Annotated in this window: 1 protein-coding gene (running past one end of the window); it reads right to left on the bottom strand. The window is 75.0% G+C overall.

The features are described from left to right. Positions 1 to 20,040, bottom strand: the 5' portion of a protein-coding gene (locus ACL03H_RS00835; RefSeq protein WP_412809059.1) for a DnaJ domain-containing protein. It extends 17,034 nt beyond the left edge of the window; only the first 20,040 of its 37,074 coding nucleotides appear in the window; its start codon is at positions 20,038 to 20,040; its stop codon lies off the left edge, out of view.

Genomic DNA, 20,040 nt, shown 5'->3' with positions numbered 1-20,040 from the left:
GGCCGCCGCCGCGCCCGCACCGGGGTCCAGCGCCGAGACCGGCAGCGACCGGGCGGGGTGCCCGTCCTGCCGCAGCGCCGCGATGATCGCTGCCGCCCCGGTGCCGAGGCCCGCGTAGCCGAACCGCTCCGGCGGGAAGTCGCGCACCACCCGCTCGGCGGCGTCGTCGACCGCCCGCGCGATCCGGTGCTGCTCGTCCCATCGCCGCAGGTCGTCCCGGTACCGCTGGGCTTCCGGAACCGCGGCGCCGAAGTCCGGGTGCGCGGGGTCCGTCGCCGCCGGTTCGGGGTCGCGGCGGACGAGGTCGACGTCCTCCCGCGCCGCGCCGTCCGCGGCCCGCTCGCGCGCGGCCCCGGAGAGCACGCGCGCGTCGTCGCCGAGGCGGCTTCCGGGGCCGCCCAGCGGTTGCGCGTGGAACCTGCTCAGCCACCTGGCCCGCTCGGACACCGGGCGCGCCTCGTCGTCCCGCACGGAGGTGACGAGCTCCTCCAGGCCGGAGGAGTCGTGGGACAGGGCGAGGGCGTGCACGGCCGGTCCGCTCTCGGCGGACGAGGAGTCGTCCTCGGAGCGCACGAAGGACCGCACCACCGCCCCGAGCCGGGAGCCGCTGGCCCGGGCCTCGTCGTTCAGGAAGCGCTGCAGGTGGTGCTGCGCGGCGGCCAGGGACCGGCCCCGCCGGGTGGTGGCGATCAGCAGCACGTCCTTGTCCCGGGGCAGCTCGCCCAGGAACTCCTGGAAGTGCGCCGTCAGCGGCTGCGCGGAGGTGTCCGAGGAGGACGGCAACGGGAACGCGGCGTGCCCCCGCGCCCGCAGCGAGGTGAGGATCGGCACCGGGTTCCACCCGAGGCCCGCGTAGCTGAACCGCTGCGGCGGGAAGTCCTCGACGATCAGCTCGGCGACCTCGTCCGCGGCGCGCTCGACGCGCCGCTGCTCCTGGCGGTGGTGCTCGGCGGACGCGCGTCGCAGGTCCCGCAGCAGGTGGTGCGGCCGGTCGATCTCGTACACCCGGTCGGCGAGCTCGGGACCGCCGTCCCCCGGGTGGCGCGGACCCTCGTCCGCGCGGTCGAAGGGGGCGCTGAGGTGGACCTCGGCGGCCAGCGCGAGATCGCCGTCGGCCGGGTGGTGGATGCCGTGGTCGGCCAGCCACGCCCGTGCCACGTCCGGGGTCAGCCAGATCCCGGTGCCGCCCGCGCGCAGGTAGCTGCGCCCGGGTTCGGCGGCGTGCCGTCGTCCCTCGGCCGGGTCCGCGGCGGTGCGGGGCGTCCCGCGCTCCGCGGCGGCGGCGATCCGCCGGAGGCGGGCCTCCGGGGTCGCCGCGCGACGCGCGCCGCCGTAGCCGGACAGCGCGGCGTTCTTCGCCGCCGGGTCGGCGCCGCGGTGCTGACGCCCCAGGAGGTCGCGCACCACCGCGTACCCGCTGCGCGCGACCGCCTCGGGACCGGGGCGGTCCGGCCGCATCGGGTTGGCCGTGTCCTCCAGCATGAACTGGTACTCGCCGACCTCGGCGAACCCGTCGAACGCCTCGGTGTAGAGGGCCTCGGCGAGGACCTCGCCGTGCTCGCCCAGCCCGTCCGGGCCGTCGATCACCTTGAGGTGGAAGCGGCGAGCCCACTCGGCACGCGCGGCGGCGGCCTCGGGCCCACCGGTGGTGTCCGCGCTGATCTCCGCGCGGAACCGCCTGATCGAGTCGGTGCTCTCGTGGTCGTGCACCGCGAGCGCCCGCACCTGGCTGCCGGGCCCGCGCGTGGCGTCGAGGTGCCGTTGGAGGTGGTGCTGTGCCGAGACCAGCGACAGTCCCGACCGGACGTAGTCGATCAGCAGCACGTCCTTGTCCCGGGGCAGTTCGCCCAGGAACTCCTGGAAGTGCGCGTCGAGCAGCCGCAGCTCGCCCTCGCCCAGCGGCGCCATGGCCTTCGCGTGGCCGAGGTAGGTCCGGAACAGCGGTGAGTCCTGCGCCGGCGCCGGGCGGAAGCTCGACAGCGGGATCGACACGGCTGTCCACCCCCTGCTCTGCAGGGCGGCGACGAACATCGCGGGACTGCGCCCGACGCCCACGTAGGAGAACTGCTCCGGTGGGAACTCGGCCAGCACCTCGACCGCGAGCTGGTCCGTCGCGCGCAGCACCCGCTGCTGGGCGTTCCAGTAGTGCTGCCGCACCGCGTCGCGGATCAGGTCGGCGAACCGCTTCGCGTCGTCGAGCCCGAGGACCCGGTCACCGCTGCCGGCGCGGTCGGCCGAGACGCGGCGGACCCCGCCCACGGCCTTGTCGGTGAGGTCCCAGTGCCCGACGGTGCGGAGGGCGTGCGGCACTGCTTCGTAGAAGGTGTCGCTCTCCTCCGGCAGCGACTGCCCGCTCTCGGCCAGCCAGGCGAACGCCCGGCCCGGGGTCAGCCGGATCTCGTGATCACCGGCGCGCAGGTACGTGCGCTTCGGCTTCAGGACGCCGTCCCAGCCGCCCTCCTTGGGCGTGAGGTCGATGCTGTCCAGGTGGGAATCGGCCGCCCTGCCGCCCTCGACGATCCGCGCGAGGCGCGCCGCGGGGGCGGAGGGCAGCGCGGTGCCGTCCACCGGCCTACCGTCGGCGGTCCCGACCGGCGAGTACACCGGGACCAGCACCCGGTCCGACTCCACCGGGGAGAACCACACCCGGGTCGGGTCGCCCAGCGCGGCCACCGTCGCGGACTGGCCGTCGTAGAACGCGACGCGCTCCCCGCGCCGGTGCACGGTGAAGAAGTGCCCCGCCCCGTCGGCGAAGTCCGCGAACACCAGCCCGATCGGGCCGTCCGGCCCGGGGCGCGCGGCGATCTCGGCGATCTCGGCGTAGCCCCGCTCCACGATCCGCAGCGGGGGCAGGCCCGACTCCGGCACCCGGTCGCGGTGCGCGTACCCGCCCGGCTCGGCGGTGAACTCGTCCGACCGGTCCGGGTGCAGGTCGGCGTTGAGCGTCTGGATCGCCGCCGCGAGGCAGTTCGTCGTCCGCCCCGGCTGGTCGCGGTCCAGGTAGGACCCGTTCACCTGCGCGAGGTGGGCGAACTCGTCCTCGGCCCCCATCCGCTCGGCCAGGGAACCGCTGAACGACTCCGCCGAGATCACGTTCGGCGGCAGGCCGAGCGGTTCGGTCGCGGACGGCCCGGGGGCGCCGCCGAACCCGTCGAGCGCGGCGAGCTTCGCGGCCGGGTCCTCGTTCGGCCGCACCAGTTGCCGCAGCAGCCGGTAGGCGCTCGCGGCCTGGTCGCCGCCCGCGCGGACGTCGCCGCGCAGCGGGCGGGTGATGTCCCGCGGATCGCCGTCGAGGACCTTGAACTTGCCGTACTCCGCGAGCGCGTCGAAGCTCGCCCAGCCGAACGCCAGCGCCAGCGCGTCGCCGCTCGCGCCGAGCCCGTCCGGGCCGTCGACCGCGCGGATGTGGAAGCGCTCCAGCCACCGGTCGACGTCACCGCTGATGCGCGCGTGCCTGCCGGCCTCGACGTCGCGCGGGAGCTCCCGGACGCTCTGCTCAAAGCCCTGCAGCACCGAGGTGAGCGCGAGCGCGTGCACCGGAGGTCCGGTCGGCGCCGCGTTCCGCGGTGGGCGCCCCTTCGCCCACCGGGCGAGGTGGCCCGAGAGGTGCTGCTCGACGTAGTCCTTCGCGGTGGCCAGGCTGAACCCGGACTGGGAGTAGTCGATCAGCAGCAGCGCTCGTCCGTCCGCGCCGACGTCGCCGAGGAACTCACCGAGGTGGTCGTCGAGCAGCGCCAGCTGCTCCCGGCTGGGCTCCTCCAGCTCGTAGTCGGCGAGGGCCGCGCGCAGGACCGTCCGCCGCAGCGGCCGGGGCTGGAAGCGGCTCAGCGGAATGGAGATCGCGTCGTGGCCGTCCTGCTGGAGCGCGGCGACGAGCGGGGCCGGGCTGCGCCCGATCCCGACGTAGGTGAACCGGTCCGGCGGGAACTCCGCGACGATCCGGTCGGCGACGACGTTGAGCGCCTCCAGCACGCGGCGCTGCTCGTTCCAGTGGTGCTGGGCGGCGAGGTCGCGCATCGCGTCGAAGAAGTGCCGCGCCTCGTCGATGCGGTAGATCCGCGTTCCGGGCTCGGCCCGCGCGGCGGCGAGGTCGACGATCCCGGTGTCCGCCAGGGACTCCTCGGACGTGGTGAGGTCGCCGAGGGAGAGCGCGATGGAGTGGTGGACGCTCTCCCCCGGGGTGTAGGTGATCCCGCTCGCGGCCAGCCAGGCCCGCACTCGCGGCTCGGTGAGCCAGATCCCCCGAGGACCGTCCAGCAGCAGCGTGGGCCGCATGTCCGCCGGGTGGCGGTCCATCTCCGCCGGGGAGATGCCGTACTGGGCTTCGAGGTCGAGCCCGGAGCCGTCGTCGCTGTCCGCGTCGGCCTGATCGGCCAGCTCGCCCGCTTCGAGGATCCGGGCGAGCCGCTGCTCGGCGGCCGGATCGGGGGCGGGGCCGCCGCCGCGGGTGAGCGGCTGCTCCGCCGGGACCGCGACCCGGGGCAGCGGCGGCGCGTGCACCGGCGCGAGCACCCGGCCGTCGCCGGGAGATTCCCAGAACGCGACCTCGCTCGGAGATCCCAGTTCCTGCAGCCGCGCCTCCTGCGCGTTGACGAACGCGACCCGGTCGCCGTCCTTGACCGCGGCGAAGAAGTGGCCGACGCGGTCCGGGTAGCTCGCCAGCACCGCGCCGGGACGGCCGTGCCGCACGACGTGGTCCACGACCGCGGCGAGATCCGACACCCCGGCGACGCGCCGCGCGCCGGTCGCGTCGAAGTCGTCGCGGTGCACCGCCCCGCTGGGCCCCGCCACGAAGTCCGCGGCGCGCTCGGGGTGCTCCAGGCGGTTCAGGAACTGCACCACGGCCGGGGCGCAGTTGGTCCGGTAGCCGCGCGTGCCGTGCACGTCGCGCGCGAAGTTCGGGCGGTTCACCCCGTAGACGAGGTCGAACCGGTCCGCCACGTAGTCGAAGTGGCCGTGGGGGTCGTCGCGGAACGACTCGGCCGAGACCGCGCCCGGCGGTGGGGTGAACACGGCCCCGGTGGCCGCGGTCGACGGGGCGCCGCCGTACCAGCCCGGGTGGGGACGGCGGTGCTGCTCGTACGCGCGGGGGTCGTGGTCCCGGTAGTCACCGCTGTAGGGCCGGTGACCGCCGCCGTGACCGTGCGCGTAGTGGCCCCCCGCGGGATGCCCCGGGTCGTACGGGTAGCCGTGCCCCGGGGCGTACGGGTAGCCGTAAGCCTCGCCGTACGGGTAGCCGTGTCCGGCGTCGTAACCGGTCGGGTTTCCGGGGAATCCGCCCCAGGTACCGCTGCGCCGGGCTTGCTCCGCGCGCGAGTTCCGGGGAGGCCGCGGACCGGTGTCGCGGCGGCGGGGCCGGGGGCCGGACCGCTCACCGGGACCGGACCACTGCTGGTGGGGGTCCGGGGCGGGCCGGTCCCGGCGCCGCTGCTCCTCCAGGTGGTGCGAGTTCCGGAGCGAGTCGAACTTCGCGCGCTTCTTGTCGTCGCTCAGCGCCTCGTACGCCTCCTGGACGCGCTTGAAGCGGAGCTCCGCCTTCGGATCATCCGGGTTCTTGTCCGGGTGGTACCGCAGCACGCCCTTGCGGTGCGCCTTCTTGATGTCGGCGGCGGTCGCGGCGGGGTCGAGCTGCAGCACCGCGTAGTGGTCCTGCACCTCCTTCCCCTCCCGCCCGATCAGCGGCGGGTCATCGAGGTGACCGGTGTCCTCCTGCGAGGAGGGATCACCGGTGGCTGGTCCGGCCTGCGGCCGGGGCTGCTCGGTCTCGCCGCGCTGCTCGGCCTCCCGCTGCTGCCTCTCCCGCTCCGCGCGGCGCTCGTCGAGCTGGCGCTGCTTGTCGGCGGCGGCCTGCCGCTTGGCCTCGGCCCGGCGCTCCTCCGCCGCCCGGCGCTGCTCGTCCTCCCGAGCGTCCTGCTCCCGCCCGGCGTCCTGCTTCTCCGCGTCCTGCTCCCCCGCTGGCCGTTCCCGCCCGGCGTCCTGCTCCTGCGCTGGCCGCTCCCGCGCTGCCTCTCGCTCCCGCGCCGCGCGGCGCTCGTCGAGCTGGCGCTGCTTGTCGGCGGCGGCCTGCCGCTTGGCCTCGGCCCGGCGCTCCTCCGCCGCCCGGCGCCGGTCGTCCTCCCGAGCGTCCTGCTTCGCCTGCGCCCCCGCGCTCGTCTCGGCCCGGGTCTGCTCCTGCCGGTCCTGGTCGCCGCGGGCGGTCTGGGCCCGCTCCCGCTCCCAGAGCCGGTCCTGCTCGGCGCGCAGGTCGTCCGCGCCCCACTTGTCCGCGGCCCGGCGCCACTTCTCCTGCGGCCGCGCACGGCGCCGCTGATCCGACTCGTGCTCCTGCTCGGTGCGCCGCCGCGCGTCCTGCCGCGAGCGCTCCTCCGCGAGCCGCGCCGCGACCGCGTTGGCCACCGCGTTGAAGGCCTCCTGCAACTCCGCGGCGGCGACCTGGTCCCCGGGAGCGAGCGCGCGCACCTTCCGGCCGTAGGCCTCACCGAGGCCCTCGATCGTCACGTCGGGCGACACGCCGAGCACGGCGTGCGGGTCCCGCCGCTTCCCACCGGGCCGGGCCGCCGATTCCTCCTGCTCCCGCCGGACCTGCTCGCGGGCGTCCTCGGCGCGCTTCCTGGCCCGGGCTCGCATGATCTCGTAGGCGCGGCGCAGCTCGCCGGCGTCGTCGGGCGAGAACCAGACCCGCATCCCGTAGGTGTCGGAGATCTCCTCCTCGGAGGCGAACTCCGCGACCCCGAGCACCTCGTGCGCGGGTCGCTCCGGGCCGGGCTGGGACGCGGACCCCGACGTTTCCGGACGGGGCGGTGCCTCCGGCTCCTGCCCGGGACGGGACGGACCCGGCTCGGGCCGCGACGCCTCGGGGGCCGCTTCGCGCGCCTGGGCGCGCTCGTACATCGCGTCGAACGCGGACCGCAGCCGGAACCCGGTCGCACCGGAGGCGCCGAGGGACAACCGGCCGTAGGCGCGCTCGATCTCCCGCAGGCCGGCGTCCGGGGCCACCCCCAGCGTCTCGTGCGGCTCCTCGTGCCGCGCGGCCTCGCGCTGCCTGGCACGCTCCGCCAACTCGTCGAACGCGGACCGCAACCGCTCGAGCTCGGCACCGGAAGCCCCGCGGGCCAACCTCTCGTGCGCGCGCTCGATCTCCCGCAGGGAGGCGTCCTTCGGCACGCCCAGCAGCTCGTGCGCCTCCCGCGGCGGCCGCGGGTCGGTGTCGCGGCGGGCCTGCCCGCGCGCGGAGGTCGCGGCCGCCGACTCCTCCCGGCGGCGCGAGATCTCGGTGATCTCCCGGTACGCCTGCGTGATGTCCGCGTGGTGCTGCGGGTGGGTCACCGTCTCCAGCAGGGAGAGGTAGACCGTCGCGATGTGCCCGTCGCCGTCCTCCCGCGAGACGCCGAGCACGGAGTACGGGTCCCGCTCGCTCGGGTCCGGGGCGTCCGGAACCGCGGGGGGTGGCTGCTCGACGTGGGTCTCCGGCGCGGCGTGCGCGCGGCGCCGCGTCGCCCCCGAGCCGCGATCGTCCCGGCCGTCGCGCTCCGGCCTGCGCCCGCTCCGCCCCTGCTTCGCGCTGCCGGAGCGCCCGGGTGCCTTCCCCGCGCCCGGGGCGGAGGTCTCGCCCGCGTCCTGCGGCCGCGCGAACCTCGTCCGGGCGAGCACGGTGCCGCGCACGCGGATGTCGTCGATCGCGCTTCCCGGCCCGGGCTCGTAGGTGACGAACCCGGCATCGCCGCGCACGGCGAGCATCCCCTCCGGCAGCAGCTCGATCGGTCCCCTGCTGGTGGTCACCCGCACGACGTCGGCCAGGTCCGAGGCGAGGCCGCCGTCCACCTGGATCAAGGCGTGCGCGAAGTCCCGGATCACCGCGCGGTCCGCGGCGTCCGGGAGCAGCAGGATCAGGTCGTTGCGCTCCCGGACGTGCGGATCGCGGAGGATCACGCGCGCGGCGGCCTCCGGTGTCACCCAGACGGGCTCGACCCGCTGCCCGTCGAGGGCGACCGGCAGCGGCACCTGGCCGTTGACGATCTCGACCGCCACCACGGGCGCGCCGGTGAGCTCGACCTCCGGCCGGGAGTCGCCGTCCTCGCTCCAGAGCGGGCCGGACGGGGAGGCGGCCACCACGAGGGTGCCCTCGCCCCGGCTGCTCCAGCCGTAGTACCGCTGCGCGGCGGCCGGGCTGGAGAACAGGGTCATCTGGTGTTCGGCGATCCCCCGCCGCGTGGCGCCCGCGCTGGCGGTGTTGAGCCGCACCTGGTCGACGTCGAAGGTCACGATCTCGCCCTCGGCGTCCCGGCCCGCGAAGGCCGTCAGGTGCGATCGGGGCGCACCGCCCCAGCCGGGATCCGCTCCCGCCCGGGTCCCCACCGGCGTGCCCACCGGCGTGAGCAACCGATCCGAGGTCACCGGGGAGAACCACACCCGGCTCGGGGTGCCCAGCGAGGCCAGCCTCCAGGACTGGCCGTCGAAGAACGTCACGTCCCGCCCGCGCTTGTGCGCGGTGAAGAAGTGCCCGCGCCCGTCGGCGTACTCGGCGTGCACCAAGCCCTTCGGGCCGTCGGAGCCCTGCTGGACGACGTGGTCCACCACGTCGTCGTAGCCGCGCCGCTGCTCCGCCATCGGCGGCAGCCCGGAGTGCGGCACCTGGTCGCGGTGCGCGAACCCGCTCGGGGGCGCGGTGAGGTTCGCGGCGAGGTCGGGACGCGCGTCGGCGTTCAGCGCCTGGATCGCGGCCGGGAGGCAGTTGCTGCGGTAGCCGTGCTCACCGGCGCGGTCGGCGCGGAAGCGGGCGTGGTTCACCCCGCGCAGGTGCGGGAAGTGCTGCTCCAGGTACGAGCGGTGACCCGCCCGGTCTCCCTGGAAGGTCTCGGCGGACACCACGCGCGGCGCGGGGACGAGCTGGCTCCTGCCCCCGGGGAGCCAGGCCGCCCTCAGGTTGCGCAGGGCGTCGAGCCGGGCCTCCTGGTCGCCGCGGAGCTCGACCCGGATGTCCTGGATGCTGCCGAGGACCTGGTGGAACCGCCGCGCCAGGCCTGCCCGGCCCTCGTCGGCCGCGACCTCTCCGAGGGGGAGCAGCCCGTAGTCCGGGCGGTGCTCGGCCGCGGGGCGGGCCTCCGAACCGTCGCGGACGTCGCGCACCTCCCCGACGAACAGCTGGAAGAGCAGCTGGGTGGCGCGCGAACCACCCGTGAACAGGCTGAACGGGCCGTGTCGTTCGAGCTTCATCCCGATGTGGCCGACCAGGCTGCCCTCGGCCGGGCTGGCCTCGGGGAAGGCCGCACCGGTCCGCTCGCCGTAGTTCCGGAGGTGGAAGGGGGCGCCGCTCGCGCCGGAGATCGCGAGGTGCCGCGGGTCGAACAGCAGCTCGTGGGCGCCGGGCTTGAGGACGAACTCCAGGATCGTCTGCTCGGCCGGGTTCGTGTAGTAGTGCTCGACCTGCTCCCAGCCGCCGACGTGCTTGCCGATCGCCAGGACGCCGAGCCGGTCGTCCCGCTCCATCGCGCGGTTGAAGAGCTTGCTGATCCGCTCCCCGCCGAAGGCGGGGTCCTGCTCCCACTCGCGGTTCCGGATCCACGTCTCGGTGGCGTCCTTCTGGTGGGCGTACCAGTGCCGGATCTGGGCCGCCTCCGCGTGCGACATGGTGCGGTAGAGCCGCAACCGGCCGCTCGGACCCCGCCCTGCCAGGCCGTGCAGCAACCACGGCCCGACGGTGGAGAGCACCTCGTCGGTGTTGCGGGCCGCGCCGCGCGCGGGGCCGCGGCTCTTGCCCTTCCTGCCGCCCTCGGGAACGGTCGCCGCCCCCACCGAGGCGGCCCGGTCCCGCCAGTGCTCGTGGGTGAGCATCGCCTGCGTCCCGGGTTCGTGCGGCGGTGCCGGGCGGGGCCCGCGGAGGGCCGTGCCGCTCACCCGGGCGGCGGCCCTACCGGTCGCCCTCCCCCCGTCCGGAAGCGGGGCACGAGCGTCGACGTGCCCGCTGCGGACGCCGTCGAGGAGCCGCTCCACGGTCGGGCGGAAGTCACCCGCACCACCGTTGGCCGGGTGCGCGAGCACGCCGTCGAGCACCGCCCGGTGCAGCTCGGTGTGCCCGCCGAAGGCGGTCCGCGCGTCGACCGACAGGGCCCCGAACGCACTCGGCTCGAAGCCCTGCTCCCCGGCCGCCCCGAAGATGTGCTCGTCGACGACGTCGGCGAGCCAGCCGTCCTCGAACGCGGTGGCCGGGGCGGGCGCGGTCCGGACCACGAGGCCGCCCTCGCCGGTGCCGAGGGACCACGACCAGCTCCGGCCGCCCCCGGTGTAGCTGAACCTCACCTCGGGCCCGGGACCGGTTTCCACCAGGAGCTCGATCCCCGACTCACGCAGCGACCTGGTGGTCGCCACGACGCGCCCGGCCCACTCGTCGATCAGGGCGGCGGTCAGGGCCGCGCGCTCCCGCTGCCGCCGGTCCACGGTCTCCCGGTGCCCGCCGGTCTCGGACGGCCCGTCGAGGTCCTCCCGGGTGAACGTCAGCTCGGCACCGAACAGGACCGAGCCGCCGAGCGCGGAGGTCGTGCTGCGCCGCAGGGCGAGCTCCTGGCGCATCCCGCGGAGCACGTTCGCGGCCGCGCTCAGGTGCTCGGCGTCGACCTCCGGAAGCGGTGCGCCGCGGTGCTCCATGACCAGCAGCCGTGCCGCGCCCTTCTCCGCGGGGGTCATGCCGGCGGGCGTCGTGCCGATCCAGCGCGACACGAGAACCGCGGGGCTGAGCCGCTTCCTGCCGGTCACGTCCTCGACGAGATCCGCCATGTCGTCGAGGATCGAACCGGCGTCGCTGATGCGGACCTGGCTCCGCGCGCCGCCCCAGCCGGGGACTCGGCCCGGCTGGGTGCCGACCGGGTTGTGCACCGGGATCAGCGGGCGGTCGGGGCTCACCGGGGAGAACCAGACCTCAACCGGGTTCCCCAGCGGGGCCAGCGACCAGGACTGCGCGTCGACGAACACCACGTCGCGGCCGCGCTTGTGCGCGGAGGTGAAGTGCCCCTCGCCGCCGCCGAGGTCGGTGTAGACGAGCCCGTGCGGGCCATCGCTGTCCTGCCGCAGGACGTGCGCGATGACGTCGTCGTGGCCGCGCCGCTGCTTCGCCATCGGGGGCAGCCCGGAGGCCGCGACCTGGTCCCGGTGCGCGAACCCGCTCGGCCCGGCCTCGAACTCCGCGGCGCGACGGGGGTCGGCGTCGGCGTTGAGGGCCTGGATCGCGGCGGCCAGGCAGTTGGACCGGTAGCCGCGCTCGCCGGAGCGGTCGCCCTCGAAGTTGCGCTGGTTCACCCCGCGCAGGTGGCCGAAGTGCCGCGACAGGTAGTCGTGCTGGCCGCCGGGGCTCTCCGCGAAGGACTCGGCGGAGACCACCCGGGGCGAGCCGTCGAGGTCCGCCTCGGTGGTGTCGAAGGACGGCAGGCGGTTCGGCCCGGTCAGCGGCCCGAAGGCGTCGACGCCCGAGGGCGTGAGGGACGCGCCGTCGCGGCTCGATCGCCCGGGTCCACCGCCCCAGCCGGTGACCTGGCCGTCCTCGCCGAACGCCGGATCCCCGGCCTCCGGGTCGAACTCGGCGTACTCCGGCGCCGCTTCCCCCTCCGGCGGGGGAGCCAGCTCGTCGTACTCCGGCGCCGGCCCCCAGGCGTCCGGTGACGTGGGAGGGGAGTACGCCGGGACCGGGTCGAGGACCATCCCCCCGCTGGCCGCGATCTCGGCGGCGATCTCCCTGTTCAGCGACTGAGCCTCCCCCGCGGTCAGTCCGTACCGGCGACGGGCGTCGTCAATGTTCAGCCTCCCCGAGCGCAGACCCTCCCGCGCCAGGTCCACGCGCGCTTCCCACAGGACCTGCTCGGCCTCCACCGGGACGAGCGCGAACCTGCGACCCAGGCCGCGGACGGTCGCCCTCACCTCCCCGGTGACCAGCTGCTCCCGCGCCACCGCGAAGACGACAGCTCGCACGTCGGTGTTGAACCGGAGGCGCAGCACCTCGTGGGGCTTCGGCACACCTGCCTGCGCGTAGTTGCGCACGGCCGCCGCGGCGGCGCGCTCGATCAGGAACTCCGCGGTGGCGCGATCCATCCGCCACGACCCGTTCCGCCCGTAGTACTTGGCGGCGAGGAACTCGGCCGACACGGGCCTGCCCCTGCTGTCGACGGCGTCCAGGCGCACGAGCCCGGCCCACAGCAGGTTGGCGTCCACCTCGTGCCCGGGGCGGACGTTCTCGAAGCGGTAGTCCGGGTGCAGCGGGACGCTACCGCCGAGGCGCCCGTCGTAGACGAGACGGCCGCCCTCCTCGCGCCCGTTGTTGTCCCAGTTCGACCGCTCGACGTCCGCGAGGTTCCGCGCGGCCTCCTCGCGGGCGATGCCGAAACCCTCCGCCAGCGAGTCGATCCGCAGCGGAGCACCGGCCTTGCCCGCTTCGGCGATCTTCTCCCGCACCACGTGGGCGATCGCTCGCTGGCAGAACGGGGCCTGGTCGTCGAACTTCCGCCGCAGGTGCTCGACGGTGGCGGGGCTGGTGGTGAAGGCTCGCTTCCGAATCTCGTGGATCATGGCCCGTCGCAGCGCCCGGTCGTAGCCGAGTCCCGCCCAGTTCACGAGCCGCTGCGCGCCCCGGCTCACGTCCACGCCGCCGAACTCGGCGGGGTCCGATCCGACCAGCGCCAGCCGGTCGCCGACCGGCGCCAGGACCGGCGTCAGCACCGGCCCACCGGCGGGCCGCTCCCAGAAGCGCACCGGGCCCGGGGCTTCGAGGGTCGAGCCGACCCGACCGGCCTGCGCGTCCACCACCCGCACCTGGCCACCGTCCGCCACCACCGCGAGGAAGTGCCCCGGCCCCTCCTGCGCGGGAACCAGCACCACGCCCGAGCGGCCGGAACCGGACAGCCGCTCCCGCACGGCGTCCATCCCCGGCAGTTCACCCTCGTAGCGCAGACCGGACCGAGCCATCCGCTCCCAGCGCACCGGCCCGCTCGGGCCCGCGACGAACTCCGCCGCCCGATCCGGGTGCGACCACCGGTTCAGGAACTGCACCGCCGCATCGGCGCAGTTCGTCCGGTACCCCAGCGACCCGTCGGCGTCCCGCTCGAAGTTCGCGCTGTTCACCCCCGCCAGCGCCGCCACGCGACCCCGCACCAGGGCGTCACCCGCGGCCGGATCACCCGCGAACGACTCCGCCGACACCGCGGTGCCCCGCGAAGCGGACCCACCCCAGCCGGGGGCCTGGGTCGTCGCGGGAGCAGGCACCGGGGCGGGCGGGTCGACCGTGGCCGGGTAGACGATCCCGCTGTCGTACTGCCACCAGGTTCCGCCGTCGACGACGGCGGCCATCCCGGACTGGTTGTAGAGCACGGTCCGATTCGCCGCGATCACCGGTTCGGCGTGCCCGTACCGGGCGCGCCCCAGGTTGAACTCGTGGGCGGCACCGGACATCACGCCGTTCTCGGTCGGGTTGCAGGCCAGCAGCTGGTAGCTCAGCGGCGGCGTACCGCGCAGGGCGGCGTGCTCGGCGACGGCCTGCTGGAACACCTGCGAGTGCTCGGTCACATCGGCGAAGGTGTCCCCGTCCACCCGGAGGTCCGAGCGGACCTGGCCGGACCGCGCCTCGATCTGGAACCCGAGCTCGTTGTGGTGGGCGAACACGGCCAGCGGCATCGGCTGGCCGTTCGCCGCCCACCGCATCAGCCTGACCCGCGGAGCGCTGCTCGCCGCGTTCTCGTGGGTCACGCCCCGGTCGAACTGGACGGCCTTGTGCGCCTGCCGCCGCCGGTTCCGCGAGAACCGCCCCACCTGGTCGAGCTCGCGCGCCGAGCTCAGGAACGCGACCGCCGTGGGCACGCCCTGGTCGTCCCGGAACATCGTCGCCCGCACCGAGGCCGGGTGGAAGGAGACGTCCCGCCGCGCGGCGGGGCTCCACCCGATCGACCAGCCCGCCGGGGGCGGCTCGGCCGCCACCGGGGTGTCGGCCTGGTCCGCCCACGGCCCGTCCGGCTGGGAACCGGACAGCGCGACGCTGTTCTCGGTGGTCCACTCCGAGGCCGGGGCCTGCCGACCCGCGTCGGCCGCCCGCTCGTCCGGACGCGCCTCGCCACGCGAGGGCTCGGGCGCGGTGCCGTGCGGCAGGGGCCCTCGGCCGCTCCAGAGGCCGTCGCTGCTCCGCGGATCGCCGTCGCGCAGCACGCCCTCGCGGATCGTCCCGTCGCTGCCGAACGCGTGCCAGGTGCCGCCGCCGGTGACCGCGGTGGCGCCGATCACCAGGCTGCTCACGACGCCCGTGGCGGCGTCCGTCGGCTCCTGGTGGCCGAACCGGAGCGCGCGGGTGAGCTGGAACCGGTAGGCGGAGCTGGCGGGCCCGCCCACGGCGGCCGTGCACGACTGGAGCTCGTACCGCCGCGGCGCCTGGCCGTGCGCCCAGGTGTGGTCGTCGACGGCGCGCTGGAAGACCGAGCTGAGCTCGACGACCTTCGCGTAGGTGGCGCTGGTGACCAGCACCGGTTCGGCGACGTCGGGCGAGGTGATCTGGAACCGCCCGTTGAGGTGGTGGGTCACGAGCCCGAACGGAGCCGGTTCGCCAAGGACGTCCCAGGATCGGACGCCCTCCTGGTACCGGGCGCCGACGATGTCCCGGGTACCGCGCACCTCGGGTCCGAAGTGGAAGGACCGGGAGCCCCACCGGTGCCGGCCGCCGTAGTGGCGCACCGCGGTCTTCAGCGAGGCCCGGTCGAGCAGGAAGGTGACGGCGGCCGGGGTCCCGTTCTCGTCCGGGACCGCCGCCGCCCGCACCCGCTTCGGGTCGAAGTGGACGGTCCGGCCGGTGTGCTCGCCGACTCCGCGGAGGAAGTCGGCCTTCCAGCCGAACGGCCGGTTGGTGAACGGGCCGCGCCAGATGCCGTCGACGTGCGTCTCCAGCCCGGCGTGGTTGTTCAGCTCGGTCGCGGTCCGGTCGAACGCCGAAGTGCCGCCGTAGCTCACCCAGGTGCCACCGTGCAGCACCCCGTAGCGACCGTCCGGTGCCACGAACACGGTGCCGGTGGCGGCGTCGACCTGCTCGGTCCGGCCGAGCTCGTGCAGCCGCGCCAGGTGGAAGTCGCGCGCCAGCCCGGCCGTGCGCGCCCCCGGCGTGCCGACGGCCACCAGCTCGTAGCGCCGAGGGCTCTCGCCGTGCCAGCTGCGGTAGTCCGACACCGCCTGCTGGAAGACGTCCGAGTCCGCGGTGACGCGCGCGTAGGTCGGCGCGTCCACCAGCAGCGGCCGCCCGCCGCCCGCCGGGGTGATCTCCACGGTCGTGGCGGCGAGCGCGGCGGAGGAGAAGAACGGCCGGGACTCGCCCCGGCGGGCCCAGGACCGCTGCGCCCGCTGGTAGCGGGCGCCGGCCCGGGGCTGGGCCCCGTCCCCGTCCGGATCGTCGCCGCGGCTCTCGGCGAACAGCAGCGTCTCCGAGGCCTCGCGCGGGGTCAGCGAAGCGTAGGCCTGATCGGCGGCGACCTCGGCCGGGCTGGTCCGGAAGCTGACGCCGACGGGCACGCCGTTCGAGTCGAGCCGCGCGCTCGCCCTGACCCCGGCGCGCCGGAACGGGATCCAGCTGCGGGTCCGGGGGTCGAACCCGAGCGAGTAGCCCTCCCGCACCGCGCGCGAGGCCGCCTCCTCGGCGGCGGTGTCGGGCTCGGTCAGCTCGATGCCCGCGTCCGACGCGGGATCGGACTCCGAGGTGCTGCCCGCCTCGGAGGAGCCGGGCGGGAACGAGCGGGCGCTGTCCGGCCGGGCCAGGGCCGTCCGCTCGGTCTCCGGGTGGGTACCGCCCTCGGTGGTGGCCGTCGGCGCGGGCCCGACGTCCGACCAGGTGCCGGATCCGACCCCGTCGTCGGACAGGGCGGGGGTCCGCACCGGGTCGTCGCCCGCGCTGAAGGTGCTCCAGGTACCGCCGTTGAGCACGGCGGACTTCCCGCTGGCGGGGAAGGTGACGAAACCGCTCGCGGCGTCCACCGGCTGCGCGTGGCCGAAGCGCAGGAACCGGGTCCGCTGGAAGTCGAAGGCAGCCCCGTGCCGCTTTCCGCCCGCCAGGCAGGAGACCAGCTTGAAGCGCTGCGGCGGAACGCCGTGGTGCTGTTCGTACTCGGCCTTCGCCTGCTGGAACACGGCCGAGAACTCGTTGATCCGCGCGTACACCTCGCCCGGGACCCAGACGTCCTCGGTGACCCCGTCCGGCCGCGCCGTGAAGAAGTGACTGTCGGCGTGGGCCATCAGGCCCAGCGGCGGGTTCTCGCCCCGCTCCTGCCAGGTCTCGGTGCGCCGCTCGAAGCGCTCGCCCTCGAGCTGATCACCGCTGACGACGGTCGCGTCGAAGGTGAACGCCTGAGCCGCCCACCGCGGCCGCGCCCGCGCCCACTTCTCCGCCTGGGCGAGCTCCGCGGGCTTCGACAGGTACGTGACGGCGACCGGCTCGCCCTGCGGCCCGCGCAGGATCCGCGCCTGGACCTTGGCCGGATCGAAGTAGTAGGTCCTGCCGGTGGCCACGCCCCGCCCGGACTGCAGGTCGACGTGCTTGCCGAACGCGGGCGACGACGGGGCCCAGTGCCCGTCGGTGAAGGCGCCGGAGGCGGCCCGCGAGGCCTTCCGGGACAGCATCTGGCCCGTCGTGGTGTCCCCGGAGAACGTCTCCCAGGTCCCGCCGAAGTTGACGCCGTAGCGGCCGTCGGGGGAGATCAGCAGGTCCTCGGTGGCCGCGTCGACGAGCTCGGTGCGCCCGCGCGCGACCCGGGAGAGGTGGAAGTCCGCGGTGACCTGGTCCGCGTTCCTCCCGGTGGTGGAACCCAGCAGCTCGTAGCGCCGAGGAGGCGTGCCCTGCTCCCGGGCGTACCGGGTCATGGCCCGGTGGAACACCGCCGAGTCGTCGACGACGTGGTCGTAGGTCGCGCCGTCCACCCGCACCCGCTCACCGGTGCCCGCGGTGACCTCGAAGCCATCCGACGAGCGGTCCACCGCGAGGAACGGGGGCCGCGGCTCGCCGACCTCCAGCCAGGTCCGCGTTCGCCGCTCGTAGACCTTGCCGAACCGCGGCAACTTGAACAGCAGGGAGGTCCCGGCTTCGCCCCTGGTCAGCGAGGCGTAGGCCTGATCCTGCTTCACTTCCCGCTGCCCGTCGCGGAAGCTGACGCCGACGATCCTGCCGGTCGTGTCCTGGTGCGCGGTGGCCTTGACCTCGGACCGCTTGAAGTAGACCTTCTTGCCGGTCCTGGCGCTGGTGCCCGAGGAGTAGTCGTCGTCGAACCGGCGGAAGACGTTCGCGATCGGGCGCGGGGTGCGGGTGGTCCTGGTCTCCTGCACCGGGTTCGACCGCGTGCCCGACTCGGCGGAGGTCTCGGCGGTGGCGGGCGGGGCGAGCACGGCGGACGGTTCGGACGTGCGGGCCGGGGCCTCCGGGCCCGCGACCTCGGTGCTGGCCCCGGGGCGCGGATCGGTGGCGGCGTCCACCGAGGTGGTCAGCTCGGGGCGCGCGCCCGGGTCGGTGGTCGACGCGGTCGCGGCCGGGCCCTTCTGACCGGTGGGCTGGGAGGTCGCCTGCCCGGTGCTCGGCTGGGTGGAGCCGGCCTGCTGCTGTGTGGTGCCGGATTGCTGGGTGGTCTGCTGCTGGGTGGTCGAGGTGCCCTGCCGCGGGGCGGGGCCCGGCTGGAGCGGGGAGTCCTGGTCCGATGTGGACTCGGTACTCACGTCCGAGTCCACCTCGGACGGTTCGGTGAGCTCGGGCGAACCGACCGAGAGCACGTCCGAGGCCGGGGAGTTCTGCTGCGCGGTCGGCGGGGCGACCGAGGTCGGCCGGTCGGTGGCCTGCTCGGCGAAGGTGGGCTGATCGGTGGTGAGCGACTGCGCGGAGGTGTCGAGACCTGGCAGCCCGCGGGGGTTCGTCGACCGGTCCGCGGTCGGGCCGCCGGTCTGGTTCGCGGTCTGCTGACCGCTGTTCGAGGTCTGGCCCGCCGGGGTCTGCTGGGTCGTCCCGGCCTGGGTCGTCCCGGCCTGCGGGGTGCCGACCTGCGGCGTCTCGCTCCGGGGTGCGCTCGGCTGGTTGGTCCCGCTCTGCTGGTCGCCGCCGGGGTGCTGCGCGGTGCCCTGGGTCGGCTGCTGCGCCGTGGCACCGGTCGGCTGGCCGGTCGCCGGGTCCGCGGTGCCGGAGGTGACCGGCGCCGGGGTCGAGCTCTGGTCGCTCGCGGAGTCCTGGCCGGTCTGCGTCGTCGGACCGGTCTGCGCCCCCTGCCCGGACTGCGAGGCGTGGCCCGGCTGGGTCTGACCGGGCTGGGTCTGACCGGGCTGGGTCGTCTGGCCGGGCTGGGTCGTCTGACCCGGCTGGGTCGTCTGACCCGGCTGCGAGGTGGAGCCGGACGGCTGGGGCCGGTCGCCCAGCTGACCGGTGGCGGCGCCCGGATCCTGCTGCCCCACCGACGATTCCTGCCCGGTGGGCGTCCCCTGCCCCGCCGGTTGGGTCGCGGCGGGCGGGGTCGTACCCGGGCCCCCCGGGGGGTGGGTGCCCGCGACGGGGGCGTTCGAGCCGGGCGCCTGCGGGAGCGGGATCTGCTGCGACACCGGGACTTCCGGCGACGCGGGCGATCCCGGAGCGACCGGGGTGTCGCCCCCCGGGGACTTCTGCCCGGCGGCGGGCGGAGTCGTCCCGGCGACGGGCGGCGGGACCGCCCCGGGCGGCGTGGCGCCCGGCTGGCCCCCGACGGCGCCCGGCGGCGGCGCGGTCGGCTGCTCGCCGGTGGTGGGCGTGGTGCTGCCCTGCCCGGCACCCGCCTCGGGCGGCGCGGTGCCCGGACCACCCTGCCCGGTCGTGGGCGGCAGCAGCAGCGTCTGCTCGGCGACGGTCGGGTTCGGGGTGTACGGCGGAGCGGGGTTCTCGACGACGTCCGGGTCCGGATTTCCGGTGCCCACCGGGGTTTTCGGGTCGCCCTTGCCGTCGAGGCCGTCCTTGCCCTTGCCGTCCGGCGCGCCCTCGTCGTTCACGGCGGGCTTGTCGTTCACGGCGGACTTGCCGTCCGGGACGCCCTGGTGGGCGCCGGACCCCTTCGGTCCGCTGTCGCCCTTCGGGCCGGTCGTGGTGGGCGGCGGGGTGACGATGCCCAGGTTCGGCTTCGGGGCGCCGGCGGGACCGCGATCACCGATCTGGCCCAGCTCCTGCTTCTTGTCCTGGGCCCAGTTGTGCGCCGACTGCGACCAGGTGCCCATCACCATCCCGGAGAGGAACGTGCCCAGGCCGTCGAATTCCATGCCCTTGATCACCGAGTACACGGCCTCGATCGGCATCTCCGACATCACGTCGAGCACACCACCGCCGAACGGGTTCTTGATCGCCTCCCGCAGGTGCCGGTTCAGGTTCGCCCCGGCGTGCAACAGCGTGCTGTTCATCCCCACGGCCATGCCGATGAAGAACATGTCCATCAACATCTGGCCGTCGAGGTGCTGGCGCTTGCCGTTGTTCATCGTGATCACCTGCGGCAACCCCGACTCGACGACCTCCTGGACGCCCTCCTGGACCCAGTTCCACGCCATCCGGATCTGACCGGTCAAGGTGCTCGCCTGCTGCTTCGCCACCATGATGATCTGGCGCACCCACTCGCGCCCCATCGCGATGTACGACGGCACCAGCAACGGCCCGAAGGGCGAGAAGTACAACGAGAAGATCGACGCCGCGAAGAACGCCAGCGTCACGATGATCTCGTACTCCGCCTCCTCCCCGTTCAAGCCGAAGCTCTCCAGGTTCTCGGCCATGTACGCGATGTTCGCCATCAGGTCCGGCAGACCGTCCGACAGACCCCGCACGTGCTCCGAGAAGGCGTCCGCGGTCCCGCCGGACACCGTCTCGTACACACCGCCCGACAACGAATTCACCGAATCCATCGTCTGCTGCAACGACCCCGCCAGGTCCATCAGCTCCGGCGACAGCGCGTACATGTCCCCCGAGATCACCTGCGGGGGCTTCATCCCGGTCAGCGCGTACATCGAGTAGTAGATGGGACCCCAGAAACCGTCATCGGGGATCTGGATCTCGCCCAT

This window comes from Saccharopolyspora antibiotica (assembly GCF_047200635.1).
In the GTDB taxonomy this organism is placed as follows: Bacteria; Actinomycetota; Actinomycetes; order Mycobacteriales; family Pseudonocardiaceae; genus Saccharopolyspora_C.
The sequence above is the reverse complement of the archived record's forward strand: the minus strand, read 5'-3'. Positions and strand labels throughout refer to the sequence as shown.